The 12,162-nt window shown below is 60.2% G+C and carries 10 protein-coding genes; 5 read left to right on the plus strand and 5 right to left on the minus strand.

The features are described from left to right. Window positions 1-47: 47 nt before the first annotated feature. The 4 genes from P3G59_RS28130 to P3G59_RS28145 all read right to left on the minus strand — a co-directional run bounded on the left by P3G59_RS28130 (window position 48) and on the right by P3G59_RS28145 (window position 4,803). Window positions 48-2,009, minus strand: coding sequence for an acyltransferase family protein (locus P3G59_RS28130; RefSeq protein WP_277759782.1), 1,962 nt, complete (start codon window positions 2,007-2,009; stop codon window positions 48-50). A 127-nt stretch (window positions 2,010-2,136) separates the two neighbouring features. Next, window positions 2,137-3,396, minus strand: a complete 1,260-nt coding sequence (gene rho, locus P3G59_RS28135; protein WP_003229334.1) for a transcription termination factor Rho — start codon at window positions 3,394-3,396, stop codon at window positions 2,137-2,139. 249 nt (window positions 3,397-3,645) lie between these two features. After that, window positions 3,646-3,975: a thioredoxin TrxA gene (trxA, locus tag P3G59_RS28140; RefSeq protein ID WP_003206727.1), complete on the minus strand. Its 330-nt coding sequence runs from the start codon at window positions 3,973-3,975 to the stop codon at window positions 3,646-3,648. A gap of 120 nt (window positions 3,976-4,095) precedes the next feature. Continuing rightward, window positions 4,096-4,803 carry an FCD domain-containing protein gene (locus P3G59_RS28145; protein ID WP_277759783.1) on the minus strand — a complete coding sequence of 236 codons (708 nt, stop codon included), beginning with the start codon at window positions 4,801-4,803 and terminating at the stop codon, window positions 4,096-4,098. A gap of 257 nt (window positions 4,804-5,060) precedes the next feature. Between P3G59_RS28145 and P3G59_RS28150 the strand changes: the two genes are divergently transcribed. The 5 genes from P3G59_RS28150 to ppx all read left to right on the plus strand — a co-directional run bounded on the left by P3G59_RS28150 (window position 5,061) and on the right by ppx (window position 9,656). Further along, window positions 5,061-5,846, plus strand: coding sequence for a transporter substrate-binding domain-containing protein (locus P3G59_RS28150; protein WP_007911166.1), 786 nt, complete (start codon window positions 5,061-5,063; stop codon window positions 5,844-5,846). A gap of 21 nt (window positions 5,847-5,867) precedes the next feature. Continuing rightward, window positions 5,868-6,536 carry an amino acid ABC transporter permease gene (locus P3G59_RS28155; RefSeq protein WP_150793753.1) on the plus strand — a complete coding sequence of 223 codons (669 nt, stop codon included), beginning with the start codon at window positions 5,868-5,870 and terminating at the stop codon, window positions 6,534-6,536. Then, window positions 6,533-7,183 carry an amino acid ABC transporter permease gene (locus P3G59_RS28160; RefSeq protein WP_277759784.1) on the plus strand — a complete coding sequence of 217 codons (651 nt, stop codon included), beginning with the start codon at window positions 6,533-6,535 and terminating at the stop codon, window positions 7,181-7,183. The genes P3G59_RS28155 and P3G59_RS28160 overlap by 4 nt, the downstream gene beginning before the upstream one ends. Continuing rightward, window positions 7,170-7,907: an amino acid ABC transporter ATP-binding protein gene (locus tag P3G59_RS28165; RefSeq protein ID WP_007911148.1), complete on the plus strand. Its 738-nt coding sequence runs from the start codon at window positions 7,170-7,172 to the stop codon at window positions 7,905-7,907. The genes P3G59_RS28160 and P3G59_RS28165 overlap by 14 nt, the downstream gene beginning before the upstream one ends. Before the next feature lie 246 nt (window positions 7,908-8,153). Continuing rightward, the gene (gene ppx / locus P3G59_RS28170; RefSeq protein WP_277759785.1) at window positions 8,154-9,656 is read left to right on the plus strand and encodes an exopolyphosphatase; all 1,503 of its coding nucleotides are present in this window, start codon (window positions 8,154-8,156) and stop codon (window positions 9,654-9,656) included. Between the two features lie 276 nt (window positions 9,657-9,932). On the opposite strand, the gene ppk1 is transcribed toward ppx, so the two are convergent. After that, window positions 9,933-12,158 carry a polyphosphate kinase 1 gene (ppk1, locus tag P3G59_RS28175; RefSeq protein ID WP_277759786.1) on the minus strand — a complete coding sequence of 742 codons (2,226 nt, stop codon included), beginning with the start codon at window positions 12,156-12,158 and terminating at the stop codon, window positions 9,933-9,935. Window positions 12,159-12,162 lie beyond the last annotated feature (4 nt).

Raw genomic sequence — 12,162 nt, forward strand, 5'->3', positions numbered from 1 at the left:
TACCTGCTCTGACGGGCAAACAGCAGCCCGTCAGTGCCCGGTATCGCTCAATTCTGACTCGCACCCAGCAGGATCGGCGCAAACAACGGGCTCAGTCTGGCACTGCCGACGTCAGAAAGATGATCCGCATCCTTGTACTGCGAGTGGCCGTCGACATCGATAGCGCAGAGCCCTTCCTTGCACATCAGCGGCGTCGGATCGATGACGTGCACACCGGAATCGGCGGCGCTCATCGAGCCGAACAGGTCGGTGAAAAACTGCTGGCGTGCCAAATGCTCACTGAGCGGACGACCAAGGCCTTCAGCTGAACGGCCGATCCGGGCCAGGCTGGTCAGGCGGTCGATGTAGCTCTTGTGCTGCAGCGGCACTTCCTTGAACAGCCAGACTTGCGCGCCGGCTTCGCGCAACTCGGCCACCCGCGCCTTGATGGCGGCGGCCATGCGCTGTTCTGCCTGACGCGGGTTGTCCTTGCGATCAAGCAGAAATTGCCGATCCCCGTCGCCGTCTTCGCGACCATAAACGTACAGGCTCCAGTTCGCCGCCAGCACCACGTCCTTGATCCCCAGACTGATGACGCGATCCATGTTGCGCTGGTTGAAGTCTTTGCACTGCGGGCGCAACGCGTCATCGATGATCGGCGGGCACCCCGTCAGGCTGTACAGCCACACTGGCTGCACCATGTGACTGGCATTGCCTTCGATGGCTGGCAACAACGCTGCGGCGTGACTGTCGCCCCAGAACATTTTTGTCGCCGCAATACTCTGATCACCGCCCACCAGACAGGACTTGGTCAGCGCCTTGTCGGTGCTCAAGTGCATGCACTTCGACTGTCCGGCGTTCCATTCGCGCGATTGCGCGTACTCAAGCGCCTTGCCGCTGAGACGTTGTGGAACACCGTCTGCCGAGCGGATCAGCGAACCCGTAATCGCCAGCACCGTGATCGACACCAAACCACCGACCAACACCGAGTTACGGCTGGCAAACACGCGTTTTTCGCGAAACGGCAGCTCGATATAGCGCAGGCTCAGCCAGGCCAGCGCCAATGCCAAGGCCATCCAGCCGAGCGCCTCCAGCGGCTGGATGCCGTCGATGGAGATCGCGTTGGCATACACGTAGACCGGCCAGTGCCACAGATAAAGCGAGTAAGAGAGCAAGCCAATCCAGACCATAGCCCGGACACTCAACAGACGACTGGCCCAGGTTGCGCCCTGTGCGCCCGACCAGATCAACGCCGTCGTGCCCAATACCGGCAGCAAGGCTGCCCAGCCCGGGAACACCGTGGTCTTGTCGAACGTGAACACCGCCACCAGCACCGCCGCCAGCCCGGCCAGACCAACGGACTGCCGCAGCCTTGGCCGCGCGACATGCTTAGGCACGGGAATTACCGCCAACATGGCCCCGCAGAGCAATTCCCAGGCGCGGGTCGGCAGGGCGAAAAAGGCAAACTCCGGCCGGCGCTCGATGTAGATGATGTTCAAGCCGAACGACACCAGCAGCACGGCGAACAACATCCAGCGCCAATGGCGGACGTAGCGCATCAGCAATACCATCATCAACGGGAAGAAGATGTAGTACTGCTCCTCCACCGCCAGCGACCAGGTATGCAACAACGGTTTGAGTTCCGAGGCGGGCTGGAAGTAGCCGTCTTCACGCATGAACAGAATGTTGGAAATGAACAGCGACTGGTAACGAATCGTGCGCCCCAGCTCCGCCAGATCCTTGGCCGTCAGCAGCAACCAGCCCAAGGCCAGCATCACCACCACAACCACAGTCAATGCCGGCAGAATGCGCCGGGCGCGACGCCCCCAGAAATCGAGAAAACTGAAGCGCTGGGCGCTGATTTCGCGGAACAGGATCGAGGTGATCAGAAAGCCGGAAATGACGAAGAACACATCAACGCCGACAAAACCGCCGCTGAATGTAGTGAATCCGAAATGAAAAAGTACGACGGGAATAACCGCCAGAGCCCGTAATCCGTCGATATCACGGCGATTGCCAAACGTGTGCATAACCGTTCTTATCCTTGTAGGTACAAACCGATCCAAACAAGGACACTAGCCTGTCGCGAAAGTTATGCACCGCGCACGCAAAAAAAAACGCCCCCTTGCGGGAGCGTTCTTTTTTACAGCGTGTGTATTACTTGCGCTTCATCGACAAGAAGAACTCGTCGTTGGTCTTGGTCGTTTTCAGCTTGTCGACCAGGAACTCGATGGCAGCCACTTCGTCCATCGGGTGCAACAGCTTGCGCAGGATCCACATGCGCTGCAGTTCGTCGTCGGCGGTCAGCAACTCTTCGCGGCGGGTGCCGGAGCGGTTGATGTTGATGGCCGGGAACACGCGCTTCTCGGCGATCTTGCGATCCAGAGGCAGTTCCATGTTGCCGGTACCCTTGAACTCTTCGTAGATCACTTCGTCCATCTTCGAGCCGGTTTCAACCAGCGCGGTGGCGATAATGGTCAGCGAGCCGCCTTCTTCGATGTTACGCGCCGCACCGAAGAAGCGTTTTGGCTTCTCGAGGGCGTGGGCATCGACACCACCGGTCAATACCTTGCCGGAGCTCGGGATCACGGTGTTGTAGGCACGGGCCAGACGGGTAATGGAGTCGAGCAGGATGACCACGTCTTTCTTGTGCTCGACCAGGCGCTTGGCCTTCTCGATCACCATTTCGGCAACCTGCACGTGGCGGGTCGGCGGCTCGTCGAAGGTCGAGGCAACCACTTCGCCGCGCACGGTGCGCTGCATTTCGGTTACTTCTTCCGGACGCTCGTCGATCAGCAGCACGATCAGGTGAACTTCAGGGTTGTTACGGGCGATGTTCGCTGCGATGTTCTGCAGCATGATCGTTTTACCGGCTTTCGGCGGTGCAACGATCAGACCACGCTGGCCTTTGCCGATCGGGGCGCACAGGTCGATTACACGACCGGTCAAGTCTTCGGTGGAACCGTTACCGGCTTCCATCTTCATGCGCACGGTCGGGAACAGCGGGGTCAGGTTCTCGAAGAGAATCTTGTTTTTCGCGTTCTCCGGACGATCGAAGTTGATCGTGTCGACCTTGAGCAGGGCGAAATACCGCTCGCCTTCCTTCGGAGGGCGGATCTTGCCAACGATGGTGTCACCGGTGCGCAAGTTGAAGCGGCGGATCTGGCTTGGCGAGACATAGATATCGTCCGGGCCGGCCAGGTAGGAAGCGTCAGCGGAGCGCAGGAAGCCGAAGCCGTCCTGGAGAATCTCCAGCACGCCATCACCGGAGATTTCCTCGCCGCTTTTCGCGTGCTTTTTCAGCAGGGAGAAAATCACGTCCTGCTTGCGCGAACGGGCCATATTTTCTATGCCCATCTGTTCGGCCAATTCGAGCAGTTCGGTAATCGGCTTTTGCTTGAGTTCAGTCAGATTCATATAGGAATGACGTAATCATTTATGGAGGGGGGGAAATTAAGCTTTTGGCTTAATGAGGCCGCGCCGCGGAGAAGGCGACAGGATCGCGAACTAATTCGAAAAGGAGTGCGTCGGCGACGGCTAGCAGGGGGCAGTGGAGAAACCAGTGCGGGGCCGAATGTACCACCTGAGTTTCGGAGCGTCTAGCCCTGAATACGTAAAAAGCCCCGCTAATTGCGGGGCTTTTTTTCAGGCACTTTACAGCGACGCTTAGATGTTGGCGTCGAGGAAAGCAGCCAGTTGCGACTTCGACAGGGCGCCGACTTTGGTCGCTTCAACGTTGCCGTTCTTGAACAGCATCAGCGTCGGGATACCACGCACGCCGTGCTTGGCCGGGGTTTCCTGGTTTTCGTCGATGTTCAGTTTGGCAACGGTCAGCTTGCCTTTGTAAGTCTCGGCAATCTCGTCCAGAACTGGAGCGATCATTTTGCAAGGACCGCACCATTCAGCCCAGTAATCGACCAGGACAGCGCCTTCGGCCTTGAGTACGTCGGCTTCGAAGCTAGCGTCGCTAACGTGTTTGATAAGATCGCTGCTCATGGAATTCTCCAGGTTGTAAGCAAAAAAACGTGGCCCATCATAGCCGCCCTTCCCCTGTTCAGGAAGCCGCAGTTGATTGAGTCTTGCTATGGCACTCGATGAGTTTGGGTATAGCTCAAGTCACGCCGTGGCGGGGGCAATGAAGGAAATTCCGGTACGCAGGGCCGCGTTGCGCACATGCTCCTGCATGGCTTTTTGCGCTGCAGCGCAGGCGCGACGTGCGAGGGCGCGCAGGATCTTGCGGTGTTCCTGCCAGGTTTCCATGGCGCGCTCGGCGCGGATGAACGGTAGTTTCTGGCTTTCCAGGAACATCTCGGCGCTGGCGGTGAGGATGCTCAGCATCGCCTGATTACCGCTGGCCAGCAGGATCCGTCGGTGAAATTCGAAGTCCAGTTTCGCCGCCGCTTCAAAGTCGCCGGCCTTCAATTGCTCACGCATGGCCGCGACGTTGTCTTCCAGCGCATCCAGATCAAATGTACTCAACGTCACCGCCGCCAGGCCTGCGGCAAAGCCCTCCAGCGCATAGCGCAATTGAAAGATATCCAGCGGTGACGCTTGCGCGGCGAATGACCAGCCCGGTGCGTTTTCGCCGCGCGACAATTCCACCGGCGCCTGCACGAACACGCCTTTGCCCGGCTGAATACTGACCACACCCAACGCACTCAGCGACGACAGTGCCTCACGCAACGATGCCCGGCTCACCCCCAGTTGCAACGCCAGATCGCGCTGTGAAGGCAAGGCGTCGCCAGCGCCGAAACCCTGTTCGGTGATCAGTTTGCGGATCGCTTGCAGCGCCACTTCGGGTACCGCACGGGAAATCGAATTCATGGTTTTTCAGACGCGCCAGGCCAATGTGCGGCTAGTTGTAAAGCTATTCGCCAAGTCCGGCAAGTCGTGCCCCAGCGGGGTTCGGTGCGGCACGCCGATGCGCGATAGCAGTGCGAAAACCAACCTGACTGTTCAGACCAGTAAGACCGAACAAACCCGCTAAAACCATGGCCTGCCGGGGCGAAAACCGCGTATTGGCACGGCCCGTGCTCTGTCCGATCGCAGAAATCACTTCCCCGCCGAACCGGAGATTGTTCATGACCAAGCGTTACAGCGCCCTTCTCGCCGCTCTGTTTTCCTCTCTGCTGCTCAGCCAGGCCCCTGCTCATGCCGACGGTCTCGACGACGTGGTCAAACGCGGCACCCTGAAAGTCGCCGTGCCGCAGGACTTCCCGCCGTTCGGCTCGGTCGGCCCGGACATGAAGCCGCGCGGTCTGGACATCGACACCGCGAAACTGCTGGCCGATCAGCTCAAGGTCAAACTCGAACTGACCCCGGTCAACAGCACCAACCGCATCCCGTTCCTGACCACCGGCAAAGTCGATCTGGTGATTTCCAGCCTCGGCAAAAACCCCGAGCGAGAAAAAGTCATCGACTTCTCCCGCGCCTACGCGCCCTTCTACCTCGCCGTGTTCGGCCCGCCAGACGCCGCCATCGCCAGCCTCGACGACCTCAAGGGCAAGACCATCAGCGTCACCCGTGGCGCGATCGAAGACATCGAACTGACCAAAGTCGCTCCCGAAGGCGTGACCATCAAGCGCTTCGAAGACAACAACTCGACCATCGCCGCCTACCTCGCCGGCCAAGTCGATCTGATCGCCAGCGGCAACGTGGTGATGGTCGCGATCAGCGAAAAGAACCCGAAACGCGTACCGGCGCTGAAAGTGAAGCTCAAGGATTCGCCGGTCTATGTCGGCGTGAACAAGAACGAAGCGGCGCTGCTGGCCAAGGTCAACGACATTCTGACCACCGCCAAGGCTGACGGCGCACTGGAAAAGAATTCGCAGACCTGGCTGAAAGAGCCGCTGCCGGCCGATCTCTGATCGACTGCGCGGGAGACTTTCATGGCTTATCAGTTCGATTTCATGCCGGTGGTGCAGAACACCGACCTGCTGCTGCGCGGGGCGCTGTTCACCCTTGAGCTGACGGCCATCGGCGCATTGCTCGGGGTCGGCGTCGGGATTGTCGGGGCACTCGTGCGGGCATGGAACATCCGCCCGTTCTCGGCGATCTTCGGCGTCTACGTCGAGTTGATCCGCAACACGCCGTTTCTGGTGCAGTTGTTCTTCATCTTCTTCGGTTTGCCGTCGCTTGGCGTGCAGATTTCCGAGTGGCAGGCGGCGGTGCTGGCGATGGTGATCAACCTTGGCGCCTATTCGACCGAGATCATCCGTGCGGGTATTCAAGCAATCCCGCGTGGACAGCTGGAAGCCGCAGCGGCGCTGGCGATGACGCGGTTCGAGGCGTTCCGCCACGTGGTGCTGCTGCCGGCGCTGGGCAAGGTCTGGCCGGCGCTGAGTAGCCAGATCATCATCGTCATGCTCGGTTCGGCGGTGTGTTCGCAGATCGCCACCGAAGAGCTGAGCTTCGCTGCCAACTTTATTCAGTCGCGCAACTTCCGCGCCTTTGAAACCTACGCGCTGACCACGCTGATCTATCTGTGCATGGCGCTGCTGATTCGCCAGTTGCTCAATTGGATCGGCCGGCGCTACATCAGCAGGAGCCGCGCATGAGCGATTTCACCTTCTGGGACATCCTGCGCAACCTGCTCACCGGCCTGCAATGGACGCTGGCGTTGTCGCTGGTGGCGTTTATCGGCGGCGGGATTGTCGGGCTGCTGATCCTGATCATGCGCATCTCGAAAAACCAGCTGCCAAGCAGCATCGCCCGCACCTGGATCGAGCTGTTCCAGGGCACGCCACTGTTGATGCAGCTGTTTCTGGTGTTCTTCGGCGTGGCGCTGGCCGGGATCGAAATCTCGCCGTGGATGGCGGCGGCGATTGCGCTGACCTTGTTCACCAGCGCTTATCTGGCGGAGATCTGGCGCGGCTGTGTCGAGTCGATCCCCAACGGCCAGTGGGAAGCCTCGGCGAGTCTGGCGCTCAATCCGCTGGAACAGCTGCGCTACGTGATCCTGCCGCAAGCGCTGCGCATTGCCGTGGCGCCAACCGTGGGTTTCTCGGTGCAAGTGGTCAAAGGCACCGCCGTGACCTCGATCATCGGCTTCACCGAGCTGACCAAGACCGGCGGCATGCTCGCCAACGCCACGTTTGAACCGTTCATGGTCTACGGCCTCGTCGCCCTCGGCTACTTCCTGCTCTGCTACCCCTTGTCCCTCAGTGCGCGCTACCTGGAAAGGAGACTGCATGCCTCTGCTTAGAATTTCCGCCCTGCATAAATACTACGGCGATCACCACGTGCTCAAAGGCATCGACCTCAGCGTTGAAGAAGGCCAGGTGGTGGCGATCATCGGCCGCAGCGGCTCGGGCAAATCGACCCTGCTGCGCACGCTTAATGGCCTGGAGTCGATCAACGACGGCGTGATCGAAGTCGACGGCGAATACCTCGACGCTGCCCGTGCCGATCTGCGCAGCCTGCGGCAGAAGGTCGGCATGGTCTTTCAGCAGTTCAACCTGTTCCCGCACCTGACTGTGGGCGAAAACGTCATGCTCGCGCCGCAAGTGGTGCAGAAAGTGCCGAAAGCCAAAGCGGCGGAATTGGCCCGGGAGATGCTGGAGCGGGTGGGCCTCGGGGAAAAGTTTGATGCATTCCCCGATCGGTTGTCCGGCGGCCAGCAACAGCGCGTGGCGATTGCCCGGGCGTTGGCGATGTCGCCTAAGGTTCTGCTCTGCGATGAGATCACCTCGGCGCTCGACCCGGAACTGGTCAATGAAGTGCTCAGCGTCGTGCGCCAATTGGCCAAGGAGGGCATGACGCTGATCATGGTCACCCATGAAATGCGTTTTGCCCGTGAGGTGGGGGACAAACTGGTGTTTATGCACCATGGCAAGGTGCATGAGGTGGGGGATCCGAAGGTATTGTTTGCCAATCCGCAGACGGCGGAGCTCGCGAATTTCATTGGCACAGTTGAAGCAACAGCCTGAGGGCTCTTGATCGTTACCCAATCGTTCCCACGCTCTGCGTGGGAATGCCTCAATGGACGCTCTGCGTCCGCTTTTGGGACGCGGAGCGTCCCGGGCTGCATTCCCACGCGGAGCGTGGGAACGATCATTGAGTGCGCAACGGTCCTTGGGTTTTTATGCGCAGGATCAAGGGTTTGAACCATGCGCGTTGGCGCCAGCGTTTGATCGTGGCACGATGTCGAGGTTATTGACCGAGACCCCCTGACCATGCCGCAATCCCAAGCCAAGAATCTTTCCCTGATCGCCGCAATCGACCTGGGCTCGAACAGCTTTCACATGGTCGTGGCCAAGGCCCAGAACGGTGAGATCCGCATTCTCGAACGCCTCGGCGAGAAGGTTCAGCTCGCCGCCGGTATCGACGATGAGCGCCATCTCAACGAAGAATCGATGCAGCGCGGCCTCGATTGCCTCAAGCGTTTTGCCCAACTGATCAACGGTATGCCGCTGGGCGCCGTGCGTATCGTCGGCACCAACGCCCTGCGCGAAGCGCGCAACCGCCTCGAATTCATCCACCGCGCCGAAGAAATCCTCGGCCACCCGGTGGAAGTCATCTCCGGCCGTGAAGAAGCGCGCCTGATCTACCTCGGGGTTTCGCACACCCTCGCCGACACCCCGGGCAAACGCCTGGTGGCCGACATCGGCGGCGGCAGCACCGAGTTCATCATTGGTCAGCGCTTCGAACCGCTGCTGCGCGAAAGCCTGCAAATGGGTTGCGTCAGCTTCACCCAGCGCTACTTCAAGGACGGCAAGATCACCCCGGCCCGCTACGCCCAGGCGTACACCGCAGCACGGCTGGAGATCATGAGCATCGAACACGCCCTGCATCGCCTGACCTGGGATGAAGCAATCGGCTCCTCGGGCACCATCCGCGCCATCGGCCTGGCGCTGAAGGCCGGCGGGCACGGCACTGGTGAAGTGAATGCCGAAGGTCTGGCGTGGCTCAAGCGCCGCCTGTTCAAGCTCGGTGACGTCGACAAGATCGATTTCGAAGGCATCAAGCCTGATCGCCGGACAATCTTCCCGGCGGGTCTGGCGATTCTCGAAGCAATTTTCGACGCCCTTGAACTGCAACGCATGGATCACTGCGACGGCGCCCTGCGTGAAGGCGTGCTCTACGACCTGCTCGGCCGTCATCATCATGAAGACGTGCGCGAGCGCACCCTGACTTCGTTGATGGAGCGTTATCACGTCGATCTCGAACAGGCGGCCCGAGTTGAGCGCAAAGCCTTGCACGCGTTCGATCAGGTCGCGGTGGACTGGGAGCTGGATGACGGCATCTGGCGCGAGCTCCTTGGCTGGGCGGCGAAAGTGCACGAAGTCGGTCTCGACATCGCGCACTATCACTACCATAAGCACGGCGCATACCTGATCGAACACTCCGACCTTGCCGGTTTCTCTCGCGAAGACCAGCAAATGCTCGCCCTGCTGGTGCGCGGCCACCGCCGCAACATTCCCAAGGACAAGTTTGCCGATTTCGGTGACGACGGTGACAAGCTGATCCGCCTGTGCGTGCTGCTGCGCTTTGCGATCCTGTTCCACCACATTCGTGGCACGCAGACGATGCCGCAGGTGGTGTTGCACGCCAAGGGCAACACCCTGGATGTGGAATTCCCGGAGAACTGGCTGGATGAGAATCAGCTGACTCAGGCGGATTTCGGGCTTGAGGCGGATTGGCTGACGCGGGTGGGGATTGTCCTGACCGTTCACTGAGTCTCGATTGGACATAAAAAAGGCGATCCTTCTGGATCGCCTTTTTTATTGGGTGTTCGCTTGGGTTCAGGCGGTGTAATCAAGATCGATCCCCCTCACCCCAGCCCTCTCCCCCAAGGGGGTAGAGGGGGAAAGGGAGCCGACCGCGTGAAGTTCAAAACCTGAGTTCGACTAGGTAGTTCAGGTCGGCGTAACTCGCCCATCCAACCCGGTCAGTCCCCTCTCCCTCCGGGAGAGGGTTAGGGTGAGGGGCTTTTGACTTTCAGCTCTCAGCTCTCAGCTGCTCACTGGCAGAATCGGGCTGCCCAACCGCTCCAGCAACGTCGCCTGCGCACTGCGCGGGTTCTGGTTGCCGGTCGGCGTGTTGCGGATGTAGCGGCCATCCGACTGCAGGCTCCAGCTGTGGGTGTTGTCGGTCAGGTACAGCTCCAGCTCTTTCTTCACCCGGGTCAGCAGCTTCTTGCCTTCTACCGGGAAGCAAGTCTCGACGCGCTTGTCGAGGTTGCGCTCCATCCAGTCGGCGCTGGAGAGGAACATCTGCTCATCGCCACCATTGAGGAAGTAGAACACGCGGGTGTGTTCGAGGAAGCGGCCGATGATCGAGCGCACATGGATGTTGTGCGAAACCCCGGCGATGCCCGGACGCAGGCAGCACATGCCGCGCACCACCAGATCGATGCGCACGCCGGACTGACTGGCCTTGTACAGCGCGCGGATGATCTTCGGATCGGTCAGCGAGTTGAACTTGGCGATGATGTGCGCCGGTTTGCCGTCGAGCGCAAATTGCGTCTCGCGGGTGATCATGTCGAGCATGCCCTTCTTCAGGGTGAACGGCGCATGCAGCAGCTTCTTCATGCGCAGGGTCTTACCCATGCCGATCAACTGGCTGAACAGTTTGCCGACGTCTTCGCACAAGGCGTCGTCGGAAGTCAGCAGGCTGTAGTCGGTGTACAGCTTGGCGTTGCCGGCGTGGTAGTTACCGGTGCCGAGGTGCGCGTAGCGGACGATTTCGCCGGCTTCGCGACGCAGGATCAGCATCATCTTGGCGTGGGTCTTGAAGCCGACCACGCCGTAGATCACCACCGCACCGGCCGCTTGCAGACGGCTGGCCAGTTGCAGGTTGGACTCTTCGTCAAAGCGTGCGCGCAGTTCGATGACCGCCGTCACTTCCTTGCCGTTACGCGCGGCATCCACCAGCGCATCGACGATCTCGGAGTTGGCGCCAGAACGGTACAGGGTCTGGCGTACGGCCAGAACGTGCGGGTCTTTCGCCGCCTGACGCAGCAGGTCGACCACCGGAGTGAACGACTCGAACGGGTGCAGCAGGAGGATGTCCTGCTTGCTGACCACGCTGAAGATGTTTTCGCTGTTCTGCAGCAGTTTCGGGATCTGCGGAGTAAACGGCGTGTATTGCAGCTCCGGATGGCTGTCCAGACCGGTGATGCTGAACAGCCGCGTCAGGTTGACCGGGCCATTGACCTGATACAGCTCGCTCTCGCTCAGGTTGAACTGCTTGAGCAGGTAGTCCGAGAGATGTTTGGGACAAGTGTCAGCGACTTCCAGACGCACCGCATCGCCGTAACGACGCGAGAACAGCTCGCCACGCAGGGCGCGGGCCAGGTCTTCGACGTCTTCGGAGTCGAGCGCCAGGTCGGCGTTTCGGGTCAGGCGGAACTGGTAGCAGCCCTTCACCTTCATGCCCTGGAACAGGTCATCGGCGTGGGCGTGGATCATCGACGAGAGGAACACATAGTTGTCGCCCGGGCCGCCGACTTCTTCCGGCACCTTGATGATCCGTGGCAGCAGGCGCGGCGCCGGGATGATCGCCAGACCGGAGTCGCGACCGAAGGCGTCGATGCCTTCCAGCTCGACGATGAAGTTCAGGCTCTTGTTCACCAGCAACGGGAACGGGTGCGTCGGGTCGAGGCCGATCGGGGTGATGATCGGCGCGATCTCGTCACGGAAATAGCGACGAACCCAAGTCTTCAGTTTGGTCGTCCAGTTACGGCGACGGATAAAGCGCACCTGATGCTTTTCCAGCTCCGGCAGCAGGATGTCGTTGAGGATTGCGTACTGCCGGTCAACGTGACCGTGGACCAGCTCGCTGATCCGCGCCAGCGCTTGATGCGGCTGCAGACCATCGGCACCAGCCTGTTCACGGGCGAAGGTGATCTGTTTCTTCAGGCCGGCGACACGGATCTCAAAGAATTCGTCGAGGTTGCTGGAGAAGATCAGCAGGAACTTCAAGCGTTCCAGCAACGGATAGGACTCGTCCAGCGCCTGTTCCAGCACGCGGATGTTGAATTGCAGTTGCGAGAGCTCGCGGTGGATATACAGGCTGCTGTCATCCAGACCGGGAATGGCAATCGCCGGCACCGCCGCCGCAGGTTCGGCCACCGGCGCGGGTGGCGCAGGCTCCAGTTCCGGCGGGGTCTCGGTGATTTGCTCGACCACCGGTTGAGCTTCTTTTACTGCAACTTCCGTGAGTCCTTCGGTATTCATTGAA

The sequence above is a fragment of the Pseudomonas sp. A34-9 genome, assembly GCF_029543085.1.
Taxonomy (GTDB): Bacteria; Pseudomonadota; Gammaproteobacteria; order Pseudomonadales; family Pseudomonadaceae; genus Aquipseudomonas.

Coding starts and splice junctions, on each gene's coding strand:
- P3G59_RS28160 (WP_277759784.1), top strand. CDS start 6,533: ATGAGCGATTTCACCTTCTGGGACATCCTGCGCAACCTGCTCACCGGC.
- trxA (WP_003206727.1), bottom strand. CDS start 3,975: ATGAGCAGCGATCTTATCAAACACGTTAGCGACGCTAGCTTCGAAGCC.
- P3G59_RS28155 (WP_150793753.1), top strand. CDS start 5,868: ATGGCTTATCAGTTCGATTTCATGCCGGTGGTGCAGAACACCGACCTG.
- ppx (WP_277759785.1), top strand. CDS start 8,154: ATGCCGCAATCCCAAGCCAAGAATCTTTCCCTGATCGCCGCAATCGAC.
- P3G59_RS28150 (WP_007911166.1), top strand. CDS start 5,061: ATGACCAAGCGTTACAGCGCCCTTCTCGCCGCTCTGTTTTCCTCTCTG.
- P3G59_RS28130 (WP_277759782.1), bottom strand. CDS start 2,009: ATGCACACGTTTGGCAATCGCCGTGATATCGACGGATTACGGGCTCTG.
- ppk1 (WP_277759786.1), bottom strand. CDS start 12,158: ATGAATACCGAAGGACTCACGGAAGTTGCAGTAAAAGAAGCTCAACCG.
- P3G59_RS28165 (WP_007911148.1), top strand. CDS start 7,170: ATGCCTCTGCTTAGAATTTCCGCCCTGCATAAATACTACGGCGATCAC.
- P3G59_RS28145 (WP_277759783.1), bottom strand. CDS start 4,803: ATGAATTCGATTTCCCGTGCGGTACCCGAAGTGGCGCTGCAAGCGATC.
- rho (WP_003229334.1), bottom strand. CDS start 3,396: ATGAATCTGACTGAACTCAAGCAAAAGCCGATTACCGAACTGCTCGAA.